Source organism: Desulfobacter sp. UBA2225, from assembly GCF_002348205.1.
In the GTDB taxonomy this organism is placed as follows: domain Bacteria; phylum Desulfobacterota; class Desulfobacteria; order Desulfobacterales; family Desulfobacteraceae; genus Desulfobacter; species Desulfobacter postgatei.
This window is the reverse complement of record NZ_DDYV01000260.1, coordinates 18,321-37,227: the sequence shown is the minus strand read 5'-3', so window position 1 is coordinate 37,227 and position 18,907 is coordinate 18,321. Positions and strand designations below refer to the sequence as shown.

The following is an 18,907-nucleotide window of genomic DNA, read 5'->3' as shown; positions in this document are numbered from 1 at the left end:
CCGCAAGGCGTGGGGGTTCAAGTCCCTTCTTCGGTACCATATAGAAAGGACGGGGGTTTCAAGAGTTTTAGGACTCATATTGAAACCCCTTTCTTTTTTTGGGGTGTGAAAATAGCGCAAACTTATTGAATAAATTTAAGGAAAAAAGACGGTTGTGGCCCCGCCTACATTGGGGACATGTTTATGAGCTATAGCATGCGATTGCTTTGAGAGCACCATGGATAATGTTTTCATTCACAATGAATCGTGGTAATGACTATAGGCTTTGGAACTGAACTGTTAGAATGAAAACAACCTTCGGCAGGAGCGTTCGAAGAATCATCAGAAGAGCAAAGGACGATAGAAAATGGATCGAGAAGAAATACAGGCCACCATTATTAATTTCATTGAAACCAATTTTGAAATGTCCGATGTTGGACTTGACGATGACCTTAATGCCGTCCACGGCTTTGACAGTATTGATGCCATAGAGTTACTCCGGGAAATTGAGACATTGATGAAAACCAAACTGACTCGAGATGAGGAAGAGGCCGCCATGACCATACGAACCGTCAACGAGATCGTTGATTTTATTGAAAAGGCCATGGCTGAAAGGGCTTAATGTCCCCTGATTGTCTGATTATATCCTGACGCATTGAAATTTTGAAATGGTGATTGAATATTTATGGAAAGACGAGTTGTCATAACCGGATGTTCAGGCATAACGCCCATTGGCTGCAGCAAGGCGGATATCCTTAAACACCTTGAGAGCGGCACATCTGGTGTTGGCCGCATCAGGGATGATGAACTTCTGGTTGAGCAACTGAATACCAGCGTGTTTGGAACGGTGGACGAGGAGCTGGCGTACGACTTTCCAAGAAAATATCGCAAAACTATGGGACCGGTCTCCCTTGCAGCCTGCAGGGTTGTGGATGATGTCATCAAACAGTCAGGGCTTGACAGGACATTTCTTTCTTCGGGAAGAGTCGGGGTTTCCTTTGGGTCTTCTCACGGGTCCACCGTTGTTCTCAAAAAAGTGTACCAGGCCTGCTTTAATGCGCAATCCACTGACATGTTTTCCCTTTCGGCCGCAGATTATCTGAAATCAATGGTCCATACCACCGCCGTCAACATTACCCGGATGTTTGGGATAACAGGGCGGGTCATTAGTTCTCCGTCAGCCTGCACCACCAGCAGCCAGTCTATCGGGTTCGGGTATGAGATGATTAAATTCGGAGTGCAGGACGCAATGATCTGCGGCGGTTCCGAAGAGTACGATACCACCACGGTGGCTGTATTTGATAATCTGCTGGCCTGTTCCACCCATTATAATGACACCCCTCATAAAACGCCCCGGCCCTTTGATGCCGAACGGGACGGGCTGGTGGTGGGCGAGGGCGCCGGCGCCGTTATGCTGGAGGAATTTGAATCTGCCAGAAAACGGGGCGCAGTAATTCTTGGGGAGGTGATCGGGTTTTCAACCAATAATAACGGCGGCAACCTCATCATGCCTGATCTTGCCGGAGTCACCCAGGTGCTTGAGATGGGCTTAGAAAATGCCCAGATCAATGCGGACCAGATTGATTTTATCAGTGCACATGCCACGGCCACCCGCATCGGGGACGTGATCGAGGCCCGGGCCATTAACAATGTGTATGGAAACAAACCATGGGTCAGCGGATTGAAAAGTTACATGGGACACACCATCGCAGCATGCGGTGTTATCGAAACCATTCTCACTCTTTATATGATGGAAAAAGGATTTATTGTCCCCACGCTCAATCTGGATCAGGTGGATGACCGCTGCGCCATGATCCGCCATACGCCACAGTTGATGGAAACAAATATCCAGTATGCCGCTGTCCAGAATTTTGCCTTTGGCGGCATTAACACCAGCCTGATTCTTAAGCGCCTGTTTAAAAAATGAAGAATTTTATGGGCGAAAATGCTTTACCAATAAAAATTTTGTTGCTTTTTAAAATAATATTTCAAATTTAATCCGATCTGCCATTCATTGTATTCAGATGTCAGGTTCATCTTGGCATATCCCCCAATGGCAAATTTAGGGCCCAGTAATTTCCACGCTTCAAGCTGTATAAGTGCTGTCGGACTGCTATCCTCGTTTCCTTGGTATATACCGTTGTATTCTGCTCGACCGGCTGGTGAGAGTTCAGATATCAAGATTTGTTCAGGGTAAAAGGGGGCATTAGCTGTTTGTTCCCACATCCAGCCTCCAGAAGCTTGAAAATCCAAATAATAATCAAGACAGGGGCGGGATTTGATTCGTATCAGCGGACCCGTTGAAATCATATGATCCGGGCTGTAATACCCCCCATGACCAAATGTAAAAAAATTGGAGTTACGTTCAAAATGTTGATAAGATCCATAAATACCATAGGAGAATTCCCATTTTTTTCCGAGTTCGCGCGTCTGGCCAAAAGCCAAATCAACCGTCCCTGCCGTGTTATCTATTACATTCTCACCCCGGTATAAATCAAAACCGATACGCCCACTGATCCACAAACTTCTCCAGGGGCTAATTGTATATCCTAATTTTCCTCCGCTTTTGGTCACCCGACCCCAGGCATCATCCCCATAGGGATCGTTCAGTCCCGCATAGGACAGGATGGACTCGTCAACCGAGGTTCGGTGAACATTGATTTCAAATCCGTTGATGTCAGTATCGATATTGAAAAGTAGTGTTGTGTCGACATCTCCGCCAATGGGTGACGTGCCGATGGCCACTTTGAAGGGATAAGTGCCTTCTTTTTTATAATTCAACCAGAGTTCATGGAAGTCGGACTGATTGTTGAGTGCCGCTTTAGATTGGCTGGCGTTTTGATACCAATAATAGCTGCCTGCCCGGAAGGCTGATGGATCGCTGCTGTCAAGTTGTTTGTAAACATGGGAAAAGGTTAGTTGATGCCCTAAAGGAAAAGCGATGCCGGCTGAAATCGGAAATGCGATTTCATTAAGTCGGGACAAACCGGGATCACCAGACCGGTGACGAAAATAAACCGATGCGTCAATCCGGGAGGCGTCGGCATTTACAAAACAAGCCTCCGGGTCATCAAAAACCTGGGATGCCGTCACCGGCGCCTTATTTTTTGCATAAAAATAAGCTGCTGCGCGTCTGACACCAATAAAGCTGTTGCGGCCCATATCATCGGCCAGATTCCAAGCATCACTCCTTTTCCCTCCATGCGCATAGCCGTCAAGGACCTGGACACCAAGATTCGTAATGCTGGTCATGGAGCTATCATTATCCAGGAGAGCCATCCGGAAAAATAATTTTTTAGCATCTGAAAATCGGTTTTGGCTCAGGCTTTCCAAAATCCCTTGGCGATAGACGTTTTTCCGTAACTCCATCAGTTTATCGGAGTGCTGCGGTTCAAAGTTGTCCACGAGGCGTATGGCTTCGTCAAATTTTTTTTGGTGCAGCAGGCTGTAGCCTAAGCCTATCCGGGTACCCTGGTCATGGGGAATGATGGCGGACAGGCGTGCAAAATATCCTTCTGCCAATGCATATTCTTTTTTATGATAATGATTCCATGCAGAAACGATCAGCGCAAATTCATGCTTGGGATCAATGTCCAGGATACGCCGCGCAATCAAGCCCCTCTCCTTTGCCCCTTCCGGATATGTTTCCATAAGGGCCGGCAGGGTTTTGGGCAATTGATAGCCATCTTCGACTAACAGCAAAAATATGGATTGGGCCGCCTCTTTTCTTCCCTGTTTTAAACGGGTATACCCCAGTCCCATCCGGGCATTCTGCCTCAACGTCATATCCGGGGCCAGTTGAACCTGGAGAAACCCTTTGGCGGCTTCGGTCAGTTTGTCCTCGTTGAATTGATTCCAAGCCGTGGCCAGAATTTCTCCATAGGTGGCTTCTTTGGCAGGCAAGGCAGGACAATAAAAAAGAAATAAAATTATACCCAATATGGCAGTCGTTTTCCGGGAAATATTCATGGCAGTCTCACCGAATGGGCCAGAAGATAAAGCGTGTTTGAGTAATAATCGTCTTTCTCTGTTAAAATTTTCTCCTTTGCTGTTTCCATGAGCCGGGAACCCAGGTCTTTTTCTCCGACTATTTGGCAGCACCGTGCAAAAATCGCATAAAATCCGGCAGGGGCCATGAACATCGATATCTGGCTATCCACCAGATCCACCACATTTGGCAGCAGTTGGGTTGTTTTATAAAATGACAGATATTTTGAAAATCTCGCCAGTCCATTCTTATGGTCATCGGACATGGCCATGTATAAAGGAATTCTGATGGCTTCATAACCGAAATTTTTACTGCGTTTTTTATTGATCTTCACACCGGTTTCATCCATGGATATCCAGTCACAGGGTAATTCGAGCGGGGTCAGGCAATGCGCGAATGTAAGTTCAAAGCTCTGGCCTGCCAGGGTACGCCAAAATTCCGGATTATCGGTTTGTGCAAATTTTTCAAATGCAGGGTAAACGAAATAGCTGGGATTAAGGATGACGGCTTCAGGAGATGAAAACCCGAAATACCCAGGCAACAGGATCATGCGGCCGTATTTTTTTATTACCAGATCGTTTTTAATTGCGGCGATAATGGACAATGCGTGATCGGCCAGATTCGGTTCGGACCACAATTGGGCAGCCTCAAGCAGCGCCCAGGCGATCAGCAGATCCCCATCCGTTGCATTGTTGTAATCAAGAATATCCCACTGACCGTTGATACGCATACCCCACTGCCAGGCTGACAGGGGGTCGGCCCGAACCATAAGGTTTTCGCGAGTCCATTTGTAGATGCGGTTAAAGGACGCCCGGTCTTTATGGGCAACTGCCAGGAGCATGCCATATCCTTGACCTTCTGAATGACTGGTTTTTTTCTGAAAGAAATCAATGACACGACCGTCCTCCGAAACAAAATGATGGCGGTAATACTCCCAGGTGCCCGGCGTTTGTGCAAAACAATGTCCCGCAATCACAAGCCCACACACCAAAGCCGTTAACAGGTATATTGTTCGGGATTTAATCACCTGTAAGCCTCCTTTTATTCCTTGCCCGCAGCAGCATATACAGCAGCATCGCAAGGCTGAAACACAGGACCACAATCACGCCGATGAACCACACCGGATAGGTATTGGCATAATAATCCATGAACGGGATAGGAGAGACCTTGCCCAGGTAATAATTGTCACCCAACCTGAACGAGCGGGTATCCAGTTCCGGGTCCGTTAAATTGATAAATGCCGTATCGCCCCTAAGGGATGCTTGAACTCTGGGATCCCAGAGTGCTTGCCCGGTTTTTGCCATATCTTCTTGATTTTGTGCGGTAAGCATGAATACGGATCTGTTTTTGTCCTTGGGATTCTGAAATTCGATGCATGCGCCCCGACCTTGGATGAAAACAGGATCAGCGCGAAGGATGACCAGTTTGGACTCTTCTATATCAACTTGAGTAATCTTGTTCTGCCGTGGATGAAAAAATTTGGACAATAAACTGTTGTTTTCATTTTCACAATTTCCCTTGGGCCTGCCCAGGTGCGGCATTTTTATGGGACCTGGGGTTGTCAGGTTAATTGGTGCAGCCTCGCGAAAGGATGACGGGATGGTATCGGTCTGTGAGACGAAGATGAGATCTTTATCTTCTGATGCCGGGGTATCCACATGCCAGCTTGCAGCAAGGGGGGGGGAATCCGATCTTTTGTGCCGTCATTGCAATCAGATTGACCGAGGCCATAAATGAGGCCGGGGTTTTGTCCGGAATGCAAATTTGGGTTTCTCTCATGTCCGGGTACCTGCCAAACGGGAATCCATCAGTCAAGAACGCCCCCAAATTCGGCATTTCAATCCATTGGTCTATTTCAGGAAGGCTTAAGGTTGAATTATCAAATAAAGTTATTCTCAGATTACCGGTCTGGATCAAGGTACACTGATCCGTTATCAGTGGGACCAGTTCCGGTGCAAACAACAACCTGTTGATGCCGGGTTTCAGGGATGACATCAAAAATTGCACCTCGTAGTCACGATAATTTCCTCCAGCAGGATCCCTTAGAGGGATGCCGGTGACAAATTTATCGTTTAATTGGATGTTGAGAACCGAATCCTCCCTCATGGCTGCGCCATAGGCAATGGTCAGGGAAAGAACAGCCTGATCGTTGGGTGTCAGGTGGGCGTTGGAAGGGAGCCGAAATTCAATGCCTTTGGGGATGGGCGTCATGCCTTTAAAGGTACAAGAGTCCATCCCAAGTGCTTTAAGGGTGTATGTGCATCCGGGTACCAGACCTTTTTTAAATCGATAGGGGGCCAGGACAGGGAGCTGGATATCTGTCAGGTGGACAGATGGGGCATCCGGCAACGGCATGGAGAGAAGAGACAGGCCCGTTGACGCTTTGAGGATTTCTTCTTCGTTTCGTCCGCAAACAATGATTAACGCAAAACCAGGGTCTGTCTTTGGATTGGATTTTGAGGCCCCGTTTTGTTCCAGGTAGGGAAGGTGGTGAAGACTTAAATGCGGGCCTTGGATATTTTCCCATATACGGTCTGGCAGATTAAATCTGGAAAGTTGAGATCTTAAAAATTCAGGATCTCCCACCACGATCGTGTCGGTCCGGCGGCTGATATTGGCGGTATTAAAAAAAGGTGTTCGTCTAAATTCATAACGGTTGGCTATCCCTGAGGCACATAGCGCCACGGATTTCATGATGCCCGGTGTGAGTTCAGGAAAAACCAGATCAATCTCCGGCGGGTAAATGTTTTTGGGATCATATAAAAAATCGTTTACCGCCGACACCCTCAGCGGAATGGGTTTCAAGTCCATTTTAAGCTCAAGTACGGCATCGACCAGTTCAATGGATGTCCACAATTCAGGCGCGGACGGGTCTTCGCATCCGCTTTCCACCGAGTGCTGGGCCACCTGAATTTCAAAAGGATGGTATCCCGGGCCGAGCAGTGACGGCGGAATGGTTACGGTCAGGTTTTTTTTATACACCAACGGATCCAGACTGTTCTGGGCCAGTACGAATCCATCAAAGACAAACGTCAGTTTTGATCGATCCTTTATCAATGCACTTGAATTGGAATATCCAAATGTCAGCCTGGCTTCATGGACCTTCCACCGTTCCGGAATGGGCAGCTTAAGTTCAAATCGCTGGGTATTGGCCTCTATGCCGCTAAGCCGGATGTTATCCACTGCCATGAAATCCTTGAGCGGTAAAGAAACGGTCCGTGCATCAACGCCGGCCGTAAGCCATATATTTAAACAGATAATAAAAACAAAAAATTTTTTCACGACAGATCCTCACGATGTTTGGAAATTAAGCGATAGATATGATGAATGTATACTTTTATCCCTTGATATACAAGGGATGAAACACCTTTAAAATTGGACATAAATCCTGAAATCCCTATTTTTAAAAGGTTTAAAAATCCCAAGAAGTTTCCAATGCGCGAATCCTGATTATATTGACCGTAAAATTTCCACCGATTGCTGTCCCCATATACGAAATTGACGACTGCGGTCAGTTGTGTCAGCGTATCCGTTACAAATGAACAACCCAGTTTAAGCTGAAGCTCTGAAAAAATAATATGCTCAATGATTACAGGTATCTGATAAGCCTCCCCACGGCTGTCTTTGACATGGAGTACGAGGTGATCATTGACCCCCAACCCTGCATCATTGTTAACCCTGATACCGGCCCCGGAGACGGACAGGTCAAAAATAGTTCCGGAAATGTACTTATGATCATATTCCAATGTCACTTTTTCACAGGTTTCATAGCGGTGCTGTTTCCTCAACTGGCGTTTTTCCCACACCACCCCGAGGCAGGCCAGCAAAAGAACCATGTTAAAGAGATTCCATGCCATGCAAATAAGTATGGCGTCCATCACTTCAGGGGTCCGGATTATGCGATAGATGCCGGTAATTGAGCCTGCTGCACTGATAACGAGCATCAGGTAAAACGGCATTGATAAATGGCTTAAGAAATCTTTACCATGGGAAACCGCCTTGGGTGTAACTTTAAACACAGGTGCTCTGGGTTTGATGATGGCCGACAGGATAGCCGGCAGCAGGTAAATGCTTTGAATGGTTTCATAAAGTTCTGAAAAAAACGGGTGCCGAAATCGGCCAAAAAGAAAATTGGACAGGATGTGCGCTCCCATAAGATGGGGCAAGGCATAGGCCAGCACCTGAGTCCATGAAGCATTGTAAATCCGAAGTCCAAAAAACAGTAGAACCAGGGGAGATAAATAAAAAATGATCCGGGCAATGCCAAAAAACCAGAACAGCGTGGCATTGAAATAACAGATGCGCTGGGGCACGCTCAGCCCTTTTTGCAACAACGGGTTCTTAAGTATGAAAATTTGTATCATTCCCTGTGCCCATCGACTTCTCTGGATGATAAAGTCCGAAAAGGTCTCGGGTGTCAGGCCGATGATCAGTGGTTTTTTTAAATATGCGCTTGAATACCCTTTGGCATGGAGCCCCAGTGCGGTTTCAGCATCCTCTGTTATGGAATTTCCGGCAATACCGCCTGTTTCCATCAGGTATTTCCGCCTCAGTATTGCGGCAGATCCGCAAAAAAATGATGCATTCCAAAAGTCAAGTCCAGGGTGAATTGCACCGTAGAACATTTCATTTTCACTGGGACTTTTTCTAAAAATATTCAGATTTTTTTCTAAGGGATCCGGATTAATAAAATAGTGAGGGGTTTGTAATAAAAAAAGATTGGGGTCTTTGAGGAAAAAGCCTACTGTGTTTTCAAGAAAGTCCCTTGTCGGAACGTGATCGCAGTCAAGGATGAGTATCAAGTCGCCGCAGCCCTGCTGAATGCCGTGATTCACACATGATATGCCGTCAAACGCATCTTCATCCAAGGTACATTCACAGCTGAGCAGCGCCTCGTTTAGGTTTCCGGCCTTGGCAGATAAGTTTTTATCCCGGGTCGCATAAATGACAGACAATTCTGATGCGATCTGCTTAAGCTTGTTTGATCGTTCTCTGGCCGCTTGCGCTTTTTCCTTATTCGCATCATCCAGTCGCTGTTTCGTTCCGCCGTCATCCAGGATATAGATGGTTCTTTTCTCTTCAGGGTAAAGCATCTGGGTCGCCGCAAGAGCTGTAATTCTCAATAGCTCAACCGGCTCGTTATATGTGGGAATATAAACATCAACCGTAGGATAATCTGAGGGTATAACCGGCAGTTGAACTGAGCGTCGATCCAACGGCCAGGCATTCACGAACATGCCAAAAAAATATATGACGATACCATAGACCTCGGCACTAAATAACATCAACGCGGCAATCATATCGGGCACCCCGTTAAATGCCAGGCTCACATTGATCCTGAACTGCAGATATCTCAGAGTCAAAAACGAACAAATGGTCATAATCAGTATTCTTGATAACTTTCCTGTATGCGAACTGATCATGCTGGTTATCCCGGCAATCACCACCAGCAGTCCGCCCAATAGCGACTGGTGAAATAAGGACAGATATGCACTGGACAGCAGCAGGTATCCGCCGATGATTAATATCGAAAGCCCTCCGGCCAGGTTTTCTCTAATCCGTTTCGTCTTGTTTTTAGATTGCTTTTCGATTTTCGCCTCTTTAGAAATTAGGGTGTACTTCAATTTTAATTTTTGCTTTGGCCACTTTACTCAAATCGTTACGGCTGGGCAAGGGGGTTTGAGTGTGAATACCAGGGGATATTCCATAATCTCGGCGGCCATGATTTTAACGATGCGATCATTGGCCTTGACCGGGTAGCCTGACCCCATGTCAATAAAGGGATCTATAGCAATTTTTTTGATCTCCTTTTGGCCGGTCATCAGATTGACGGCAACCTTGTTTATGGATCCGGTAACTTCCGAATTCTGAAGCCGCGCCCCTATATTGTCGGCCAGCAGTATAATGTAACGGATATCAGCGTTGTTGACCTGCGGGCCGCCCAAACGCGGAGCGCACAAGATCCCGGTTTCTCGGGTGATAGGTATTATCCGCTTTTTCCTTTTGGATGACCGTTTTTAACAGTTTATACATTTTGATATTTTGGGGTTCATCCTGGTAAAAGGCGTTCCAGGCATACTCGAGAAGTTCCTGCAACCGCTCCGGGGCCATGTTTTTGGGCTGAAAGACCACTTTGTCCGCAGAATACTCATCCCAGTCATAGGATAGAATTCTTTTCTGGCTGTTTAGCTCTTCCCACGCCCGGGTGTGGGGGAACGGTGTCAGAACCGTAAATTCAGCCAGATCAAGATCAATTTCCAAAAGAAAATCAATGAGTCTTTTGATGGAGTCTTCTGTGTGGTGGTCAAGGCCTAGAAGGATTGTGCCCTCTACACCGATGCCGTAATCATGGTAGCGTTTGATCCTGTCCCGGATTAAATCCGAGGTGTCGAATACAGCCTGGTAAACATACCAGGCGCCGGCCTGGGCTGCCAGGTCCAGCACCTTGGGGTCGTTTTCAATGGGGTGGCAGCACCATTTCTTCTTTAGCGGGATCATCTCCCGGAAAAGGTCCATTTCCCACTGCTTGTCCTGGGCCAGGGAATTGTCCACAATAAAGAGCCGGTTGTTGTCAATGCCGGCAAGCTCTTCAATGGTTTTGTCGATGGGTCTGGGTCTGAATTTCCGCCCCCCTAAATAGGCCACGGCGCAAGGGTAGCAGTTAAATCTGCATCCCCGGGAGGCATGGACCAGATCCACCATCTGCACCCCTTTGTAGTTGTACAGGTCCCGTTCAAGAATATCCCTCCTGGCCGGTCCCACGCTTTCAATGGGTGGCTGTGAAGAAAGATAATCATACACCGGGGCCAGGCAGTTTTTCTTTAAGTCATCAAAAAGCTTCTCCATCCGACCTTCAGCCTCTCCAAGAAACACGGCATCCACCTGGCCTGTCATCTGTTCTGCATGGAGCATGGTGGCAATGCCGCCGGCAATAACTGGAATCCCTTTGGACCTAAATTTTTTTGCAATGGCAATGCCGCGGTTGATCTGGATGGTAAGCATCATCGAGAGTGCAACCACGTCCACCTGTTCATCATAGTCAATGGCCTGGACATTCTCATCAATAAACTGGACGTCGATATAGTCGGGCAGGGCTGCCGCAAACACAACAGGTCCATGGGGGGGCAGGTGGAATTCGGTCTGCCGGTCAAGTTTTGTCCATCTGGGATAGATCAGTTTCAGTTTCATCTATTGTCACCGCAGGGGTTGGGTATTCGAGATTAAATTCGCGTCTGTCAGAGTCATGGTTAACGTGTATCGTGATGGAAATTCCGCCGTCAAGGTTATAGATTTTGGGAAAACAGGAGACCGGCGGTTTGTGGTTGCTTTGGGAAATATATATTTAACCCAGCGTTTGATCCGATGGCTGCCGGTCCTTACGTTCTGGGTCCAAATGGTCCTGTCCGGGGAGATGACAATGTCTATTGTCCCGCCGTCAGGTTCTGAAAACCTTAAGATAGTATTTTTATTTTCAAGCGTTCCCCAGGCATCAAGTCGGCCCCGGGGGTTGAAAAAGATAAGCTCAATGTCCGATACCAGACCCCGGGCAAGGGCCTGACTGTCAAAGGGGGGAATGGCCCGGTGAATTGTGAACGCCTCAGCGGTGTGGTCGGCTTCAAAAAGAACCAGTCCCTCCAGGGTCATGATCACACAATGGATGGCGCGGTGGCGGGGGTGGATATTTACAACACCCATGAGCATGGCCGAATGGTTGCCCGCCATAGTCAACTCTATGGCATGGACGAACTGAAACGAATCGGTCGGGAACAGTGTGTTCAATTCGCGCGAAAAGCTTTGTTTGTCCAGGGCAGCAGAATTATCCGGGCATACAATGGGCGGCAGACCAGCGCACCCTGCGCTAATTAAAAAAGTAAATACAAAGAGATATTCCAGCGCCGTTTTAAGTCTCATTTCGGGGCGGCAAATACGTCAGGGTTAATGTCTTCATTGAGTGTCGCTTTTTCAAATCGAAGACGGGTGTAAGAGTTCTGATTTTCGCGGATAACGACCTCTTTAAACACGCCCGGCTGTTCGGACAGAACCAAAACGATCTCCTGGATAAAACTGCTTATGGCTTTCTCCTTTGGAACCAGGATGATTCTGCCGGGCTCCGGCGCCTCTTCAATAGTCGCATCGAAAACATTTGTGTTGAAATCGCCCTTCAGCCATTGGCTGATTTCATCCATGACAACGGTCATGGCACCCATGGCCGAAGCATTGTCCCGGACAAATGTGTTCTCTTTTTGTATATAGCGAGAAACGCTTTTTCCCTGCATGATAAGGACATTTTTGATGGGTTCCCGGTACTCAAATCTCAGTGCGTCCGGGCTCTGGAAACGGATACTTCCTTTGGAAACCAGGGGTTTTACCAGGATTTTCATGTGCTTCTCCTGGATAAAATCGGCACTGATTGACCGGATGGTACCGGCCGCCTCCTGGATATCCGCCAGGGACGCTGCATTTGCACCAACTGAAATCACGGCCGCCATCAGTACGGTGGCCGCCCCCAGGAAAAGTCTTTTTTTTATAAACATTAGAACATGCCGCCGTTGACCGAGATCACCTGGCCGGTGATGTAGGACGCATCCTCTGAACACAGGAATTTAACCACCCGTGCCACCTCCTCGGGCTGTCCCACCCGCGCCATGGGAATCATGGTTTTGAGATTGGCCAGGGGCAAATCCTTGGTCATATCGGTTTCGATGAGTCCTGGCGCCACAACATTGATTCGAATGCCAAGCCGTGCAACTTCGGCTGCAATGCTGCGGCTGGCGCCGATGAGTCCTGCTTTGGCTGCACTGTAATTGGCCTGTCCCCGGTTTCCTGTCAGGCCGGACAAAGATGCGATGGAGACAACAACACCCCGTTTTTGACGCACCATTCTTTTCAGGATCGGTTTTGTCATATTGTAAAAGCCGTCAAGGCTGGTCCGGATCACCTTGTCCCAGCTTTCTTCCTTCATCATGATGAACAGACCGTCATCAACGATCCCTGCATTGTTTACCAGTGCATCAATGGTTTCGAACCGGTCCACGATGTTGTCAATTGCGGCTTTGGATTGTTCCCTGTCCGTCACATCAAACTGTATGATCTCTCCATGGGAACCGGCTGCCCGGACCTGCTCAAGGGTGTGGGCGGCCCCGTCTTTGTCCGAATGGTAATTTATAAAGGTGTAATACCCCTGCTTTGCAAGTTCAATGGCGACGGCCCGGCCGATACCCCGGCTTGCGCCTGTGATGAGGGCGGTTTTTGTATCTGTTTTCTGAGACATGGAAAGACTATCCTAACGTATGATTGATTCTTTTGTTTAATGATTCATCATTTAAAATTCTGCTATGCCGAGACGAGCTGCAACGTGATTTGCGCGGCAACCGTTTTATCCAAGGTTACGGTTCCGGTAACCTCCCTGAAATCTTCAAAGGAGAAGTTGTTCCGGGTCCGGGTGATGAGGGTTGAACCCACAGGAAGGCTGTCCATATGAAATACGGCGGATTTAACACCGGCAATCCATCCCATGGTGCCGTCTTCTTTCCCGCGGTTTTGCAACCGGTGGATACTGTTGTTGACCCCGGCGGTCTGTGCAGCCAGTTCCACCATGACAATGGGGCTTACCGATCCGGCAGAGACAAGGGGCCAATCATCCGATACCACGGCAATGGACACGGTTGAGGCGTCATCCACCTCAATAATACGTTCAATAAGGAGCATCCGGTTCCTGTGGGGAAGAAGATCTTTAATGGGTATTTCCTTAGGATTCATCCTGTGTCCTGTATTTCTTTATCTGAAGGTAAACAGCTTTTGTTGATCTGAAAAAAAGCAGAATTATACCGGCTTTTCATATCAGTGTAAAGTTACAAAAACAGCCCTGATCCACAATCAAAAGGCCTTTCTTCCTTTTTAGTTGTTTTTATTAATTTCATTTTGTAGGATAAAAAAATAAATCAAATTTGATTCCGTCCAACAAAACAATTTAAGAGGTCTTCATGTATAGAAAATCGATTTTTATTTTGATGGTGGTACTCTCTTTTTTTCTAAACTGTGCCATGTTTTCGCCTAAAAGTTTCTATTACGTTGTATTTGAAGATAATCCCAATGTTACAAATACTAAGATTTATTCAAAAGGCATAGAAATCGGAAAAATTTTGGATCACGAGCTTAGCAAAGAGAATAACCTGATTTTAACCATAGCCATAAAGAGCGATTATAAAGATTTAATTAAATCCGACACGGTTTTTTATGCTGATGACAATTCTCTTTTACTAAACGTCTCAGAGACCGATACCCAGGCCGTGCCCGAAAAATCATTTATTCTGGGATTTGCATCGCAAACAAAGCTTGTCTGGTTTAAAGCAAAAAATACGCTGAAAGACTTTTGAACGGCAACGCAAAAGGAAATTCAGAAAATAATAGAATCATTCAAATAACGGTCATGGGCCGACCTGGCCTATCAACACTCGGGATCAACCCACAACAAAATATGAAAGTAATTTAACAACCTGTTTGGACTTTCATAAAAAAAGAGGCGCAGCATGAAAATCGATATTGGCCCTGTCACCCGGCTTGAGGGTCACCTCAATATTAATACAACCGTAGAAAACAATATCATCACCGATGCGAAAAGCATGGGGGAAATGTTCAGAGGGTTTGAAGTTTTCCTTCTGGGTCGAGACCCGCTTGACGCCCAGCAGATTACCCAGCGGATTTGCGGCGTATGCCCGTATGCCCATGCCATTGCCTCTTCTTATGCCCAGGAAGCGGCCTACCGACTCAGGACACCGCCAAACGGCAGAATTCTTCACAACCTTATCCAGGGCGCCAACCATTTATACGATTATCTTTTACATTTTTATCAGCTCTCTGCCCTTGATTTTATAGATGTGACCGCTATTACGGGGTATACCGGCAAAGACCGTGACCTGACCCACTTGAAAGAGTGGGTCAACCACGCGCTGGGCAGCGGAGAATCCCACCCGGCAGCGCCTTTTTTGCCCCGGCTGTCCGGAACTTATGTAACGGATGCGGACATAAATATCACCGCGTTAAAGCATTATGTGGAATCCCTTGAAATCCAGAAAAAAGCCAACCGGGCCTCTGCCATTTTCGGCGGCAGGTTTCCCCATGCCACGGGGATTTTTCCCGGCGGCTGCACCCGGCCGCCGGACATTGACGCCATCTCGTCTTATCAGGCGCTGATTCATGAGGTTAAGCATTTTATTCATAACAAGTACCTGCCCGATCTTCTGGCAGTTGCCGGCGCATTCCCGGAATACTGGCATATCGGCCAAAGCAAGGGCGGCTTCATGTCCTACGGCCTGCTGCCATTTGGGCCGGAACCGGACAGTCCCAGGCTCCTGTCGCCCGGCGTGCTTATTGACGGGAAAGTGGAAACGGTAAAAACAGGAGACATTACCGAAGATGTTAAATTTGCCAAATACAGCTCCCCATCCGGTCTGAAAGTCACCCAGGGCCGGCTGACACCGGCTCCGCACAAAGAAGGCGCCTATTCCTGGGTAAAGGCCCCCCGGTATGGCGGGCATGTACTGGAAGTCGGACCGGCGGCAAGGATACTAGTGGATTATTTACAGGGCGGCAATGAAACCGTCAAGCAGCTGGTGGACCGGTTCGCCGGTATGGCGGAGATTGGGCCGGAACAACTCAATTCGGTCCTGGGCCGGCACCTGTGCCGCGCCGTGTCTGCCGTCGTAATCGCAGATTTTCTTCTGGACCAGACTGAACAAATCAATCCGTCTGCGCCATTCATACCTGAGATAAAAATACCGGAAGCCGGGGAAGGCTTCGGCCTCACCGAGGCATCAAGGGGTGCCCTGCTTCATTATATCCGGATCAGAAACTATAAAATTGATCATTATGAATGTGTGGTGCCGACCACATGGAACTGTTCTCCCAGGGATGACACAGGCATGCCCGGTGCATTGGAGTCCGCCCTCATCGGCACCAGGGTCGAAGATCCTGCCCAACAAATCGAGGCCAACCGGATTGTGCATTCTTTTGATCCCTGTCTGGCCTGTGCCGTTCACTGATATGACACAACATCCCACACCCATGTTATACAGATAAGTTCGGAGGAAAAATTCCATGATAAATAGACGAGATTTTTTGAAACTGGCTGCCTGTCTCGGTGCCTCCCTTCCGATTGCCGGGTTCCCATCAGCGGTCAAAGCCGCCCTGAAAACCATTGATCCCAAATCCGTGCCCAAGCTGATCTATCTTCAGGCACAATCTTGCACCGGGTGTTCCGTATCCCTGCTGCAGGCCGAAGCGCCCGGTGCGGTCTCCATGATTACCCAGTACTCCAAGCTGGTCTACCATCAGGATCTGTCGGCCGCATCCGGAAAACAGGTGCTGGATCTGATGAACGCTTATATCAGCGGGAATGCCGGGGATTATTTTCTGGCTGTGGAAGGGTCCATTCCCTTGGGGATGCCTGATGCCTGCGTCATTGGCGGAAAACCCATTGCAGACTACCTGAGTGCTGCCGCCCGAACCATGAGCGGTGCCGTTGCCATCGGCACCTGCAGTTCTTATGGAGGTATTCCGGCTGCTGAAGGCAACCTGACCGGCGCTGTCAGCCTGAACGATTTTTACAAAACAATAAATAAAAAGCCGCTCCTGATCTCCATTCCAGGATGCCCGGTGCATCCGGACTGGGTTTGGAAAACCATTGTTCACCTGGTGAAAATCGGACTCCCGGAACTTACGGATACCCGACCGGCTGCTTTTTTCAGCCGGAAGGTCCATGAATTGTGTCCCCGGTACCATGACTTCCAGCAGGAGATTTTTGCTGAAAAACTGGGAGATCAAGGCTGTCTTTTTAAAATCGGCTGTCTGGGGCCGAACACATTTGCAGACTGCCCCACCCGGTGGTGGAACAGTGGACAGACCTGGTGCATTGATGCCAATGCACCTTGTATCGGCTGTTCATCGCCCATGTTTGCAAAGAAAAAAGATTTTCCGTTTTACCGTAACGCTGAAATCGTCATTCCCGGAACCCCAGGAGAAAAGTCATGAAAATTCGTTTGTTCGCCCGACTCTCCATTACCTATAAAGTCATTCTCACGGTGGTTATTGTCTTGTTGATCTGTCTTGCTGCTTCCGTAGCGCTTTTAAATCGGTTTGTGGAAAACCAGATGCGACTGACCTACACTCAGTCCGTTCACACCTTGTTCAACGCCTTTGAAGACGGTGTAAAAGGATCGCTTGAACGGGGCCAGATGAACAACTTCCAAAAACTGCTCCACCACCAAAAGGAAATTAACGGGGTGATAGAGGTCAATCTTTATGACCGGAAAGGCGGGGTCAATTTGTCGTCCAATGCGTTGGACAAGGCAGAGCCTTTTCCGGAGGGATTATTGTCCCGCATCCGGGAAGAAAAGGCGCAAGTTGTGCAAAAACATGACAGTCGGCTTGTCATTTTCGGCCCCCAGCCCGTTGTAGCAGACTGTATCCGGTGTCATCCGACCTGGAAAAAAGGAGAAATCGGCGGCATTCTCTCCCTTGCATACGATCTTAGCGCCTTAAATACGGTTATCTCCAAACTCAAGTATTTTACCACTGCCGGATCAGTGATTCTTCTGTTTATTATGAGTTGTATGGTGTTTATTGCCATCCAGAAAATGGTCAAAAAACCAATTTTTAGCGTTCTCAGCGGATTGAAGGATGCGGCTGAAGGCGACGGTGACCTGACCAAAAGGTTAAACGTCGCTTCTGCAGATGAACTGGGCAGCCTTGCCAAGTGGTTCAATACCTTTGTTGAAAAACTGCACGGGATTATCCGGGATATCGCAAACAATTCTGAAAAGCAGAATACGTCATCCGCGGAGCTTCTTGAAATTTCAAAAAAGATGTCAGATGCCGCCGTTATAATGACCGAAAGGTCTAATGCCGTGGCAGCAGCGGCCGTGGATGTGAGCGATAACATGACGTCAACGGCAGCGGCGGCTGAACAATCCTCCAACAATATCGAAATGGTCTCTTCTGCGGCTGAACAGATGAGTACCATGATTGGCGCGATTGCCAAGAATACTGAAGAAACCCGCAAAAACAGCCACTACGCCGTCTCCAAAACCCAGAAAGCAACCGACAGCATTAAAAATCTTGAGCTGAGTGCTCATGAAATTGGAGATGTGGTTGAAACCATTAAAGATATTTCCGAACAAACCAAGCTACTCTCCTTGAATGCGACCATTGAAGCCGCGCGCGCTGGTGAACGCGGCAAAGGCTTTGCCGTGGTCGCCAATGAAATTAAAACCCTGGCACAGCAAACCGCAGACGCCACCCATGAAATTCAGGGAAAAGTCCTCCGTATTCAGGACTCGACCCATCAGGCGATTTCGGAAATTTTAGAAATCAGCAATGCCATTGACAGTGTCAATGCCATGATCGACACCATCTCCACCAGCGTGGAAGAACAGTCGGGCACTACGCGTGAAATTGCCGGCAATGTCAGCCAGGCCGCCTTGGGAATCCAAGAGGTTACCCGTAATGTAATGGAAAGTTCAAAAAAAGTTCAGAAAATTGCAAGTGATATTGACGATGTTCACCAGGCAGCCCGTGGTATGTCGGACAGAAGTTCGGAAATAAACGCAAGTGCGGACCGCCTCAGTCAGATATCCAAAACCCTGAAAACATCGGTGGATCAATTTAAAACCTAATTTTTTTCGCCCGGGCTTTGGGGCTTTGTATAAAATTTCGCCAAATGAGATAATGTCGTCTGAGTAATGAGATACACTTAAGCCGGCCTGTCGCGCAAATCTGGTCCCATGCAAAACCGGAATTGATTTTATAGTGAACAAGGATTATGATATTCACATCATTCATTAAAATGCAGTGGGGCTTGGTTCTATTTTCGCCCACTATTAGTCATTATTATAAAATGAGAGATGAAGTTTGATAAAATATCAACATGCTGAGGTTGATCCA

The 18,907-nt window shown here is 47.8% G+C and carries 17 protein-coding genes; 6 read left to right on the top strand and 11 right to left on the bottom strand.

Going from position 1 to position 18,907, the window contains the following annotated elements:
- Positions 1-346: 346 nt before the first annotated feature.
- Both B3D59_RS13095 and B3D59_RS13090 read left to right on the top strand, forming a co-directional pair.
- Positions 347-601, top strand: coding sequence for an acyl carrier protein (locus B3D59_RS13095; RefSeq protein ID WP_004072590.1), 255 nt, complete (start codon positions 347-349; stop codon positions 599-601).
- Positions 602-664: 63 nt separating this feature from the next.
- Positions 665-1,906, top strand: a complete 1,242-nt coding sequence (locus B3D59_RS13090; RefSeq protein ID WP_286820277.1) for a beta-ketoacyl-[acyl-carrier-protein] synthase family protein — start codon at positions 665-667, stop codon at positions 1,904-1,906.
- A 23-nt stretch (positions 1,907-1,929) separates the two neighbouring features.
- Here B3D59_RS13090 and B3D59_RS13085 read toward each other — a convergent pair whose 3' ends face one another.
- The 11 genes from B3D59_RS13085 to B3D59_RS13035 form a co-directional block, all read right to left on the bottom strand.
- Positions 1,930-3,948, bottom strand: a complete 2,019-nt coding sequence (locus B3D59_RS13085; RefSeq protein ID WP_286820276.1) for a cellulose synthase subunit BcsC-related outer membrane protein — start codon at positions 3,946-3,948, stop codon at positions 1,930-1,932.
- A complete protein-coding gene (locus B3D59_RS13080) occupies positions 3,945-4,994 on the bottom strand; it encodes a glycosyl hydrolase family 8 (protein WP_286820275.1) in 1,050 nt (349 codons plus the stop codon). Before B3D59_RS13080 ends, B3D59_RS13085 begins: the two co-directional genes overlap by 4 nt.
- Complete coding sequence (locus B3D59_RS13075; RefSeq protein WP_286820274.1) at positions 4,987-5,625, bottom strand: hypothetical protein; 639 nt, start codon at positions 5,623-5,625, stop codon at positions 4,987-4,989. Before B3D59_RS13075 ends, B3D59_RS13080 begins: the two co-directional genes overlap by 8 nt.
- A complete protein-coding gene (locus B3D59_RS13070) occupies positions 5,600-7,249 on the bottom strand; it encodes a cellulose biosynthesis cyclic di-GMP-binding regulatory protein BcsB (protein WP_286820273.1) in 1,650 nt (549 codons plus the stop codon). Before B3D59_RS13070 ends, B3D59_RS13075 begins: the two co-directional genes overlap by 26 nt.
- Positions 7,246-9,591: a glycosyltransferase family 2 protein gene (locus B3D59_RS13065; RefSeq protein ID WP_286820272.1), complete on the bottom strand. Its 2,346-nt coding sequence runs from the start codon at positions 9,589-9,591 to the stop codon at positions 7,246-7,248. The genes B3D59_RS13070 and B3D59_RS13065 overlap by 4 nt, the downstream gene beginning before the upstream one ends.
- A gap of 27 nt (positions 9,592-9,618) precedes the next feature.
- Positions 9,619-9,912 carry a hypothetical protein gene (locus B3D59_RS13060; protein ID WP_286820271.1) on the bottom strand — a complete coding sequence of 98 codons (294 nt, stop codon included), beginning with the start codon at positions 9,910-9,912 and terminating at the stop codon, positions 9,619-9,621.
- Positions 9,884-11,155, bottom strand: coding sequence for a B12-binding domain-containing radical SAM protein (locus B3D59_RS13055; RefSeq protein ID WP_286820270.1), 1,272 nt, complete (start codon positions 11,153-11,155; stop codon positions 9,884-9,886). Before B3D59_RS13055 ends, B3D59_RS13060 begins: the two co-directional genes overlap by 29 nt.
- Before the next feature lie 6 nt (positions 11,156-11,161).
- Positions 11,162-11,878, bottom strand: a complete 717-nt coding sequence (locus B3D59_RS13050) for a hypothetical protein (protein ID WP_286820269.1) — start codon at positions 11,876-11,878, stop codon at positions 11,162-11,164.
- Positions 11,875-12,501, bottom strand: a complete 627-nt coding sequence (locus tag B3D59_RS13045) for an outer membrane lipoprotein carrier protein LolA (protein WP_286820268.1) — start codon at positions 12,499-12,501, stop codon at positions 11,875-11,877. The genes B3D59_RS13050 and B3D59_RS13045 overlap by 4 nt, the downstream gene beginning before the upstream one ends.
- Positions 12,501-13,238 (bottom strand): 3-oxoacyl-ACP reductase FabG, encoded by a 738-nt coding sequence (gene fabG, locus B3D59_RS13040; protein ID WP_286820267.1) that lies wholly within the window; start codon positions 13,236-13,238, stop codon positions 12,501-12,503. The genes B3D59_RS13045 and fabG overlap by 1 nt, the downstream gene beginning before the upstream one ends.
- A gap of 62 nt (positions 13,239-13,300) precedes the next feature.
- A complete protein-coding gene (locus B3D59_RS13035) occupies positions 13,301-13,726 on the bottom strand; it encodes a hypothetical protein (protein ID WP_286820266.1) in 426 nt (141 codons plus the stop codon).
- 224 nt (positions 13,727-13,950) lie between these two features.
- On the opposite strand from B3D59_RS13035, the gene B3D59_RS13030 reads away from it, so the two are divergent.
- The 4 genes from B3D59_RS13030 to B3D59_RS13015 all read left to right on the top strand — a co-directional run bounded on the left by B3D59_RS13030 (position 13,951) and on the right by B3D59_RS13015 (position 18,639).
- Complete coding sequence (locus B3D59_RS13030; RefSeq protein WP_286820265.1) at positions 13,951-14,343, top strand: hypothetical protein; 393 nt, start codon at positions 13,951-13,953, stop codon at positions 14,341-14,343.
- A 153-nt stretch (positions 14,344-14,496) separates the two neighbouring features.
- Positions 14,497-16,008, top strand: coding sequence for a nickel-dependent hydrogenase large subunit (locus tag B3D59_RS13025; protein ID WP_286820264.1), 1,512 nt, complete (start codon positions 14,497-14,499; stop codon positions 16,006-16,008).
- Between the two features lie 55 nt (positions 16,009-16,063).
- Positions 16,064-16,996 carry a hydrogenase small subunit gene (locus B3D59_RS13020; RefSeq protein ID WP_286820263.1) on the top strand — a complete coding sequence of 311 codons (933 nt, stop codon included), beginning with the start codon at positions 16,064-16,066 and terminating at the stop codon, positions 16,994-16,996.
- The gene (locus B3D59_RS13015; protein WP_286820262.1) at positions 16,993-18,639 is read left to right on the top strand and encodes a methyl-accepting chemotaxis protein; all 1,647 of its coding nucleotides are present in this window, start codon (positions 16,993-16,995) and stop codon (positions 18,637-18,639) included. Before B3D59_RS13020 ends, B3D59_RS13015 begins: the two co-directional genes overlap by 4 nt.
- The last annotated feature ends 268 nt before the right edge of the window (positions 18,640-18,907 follow it).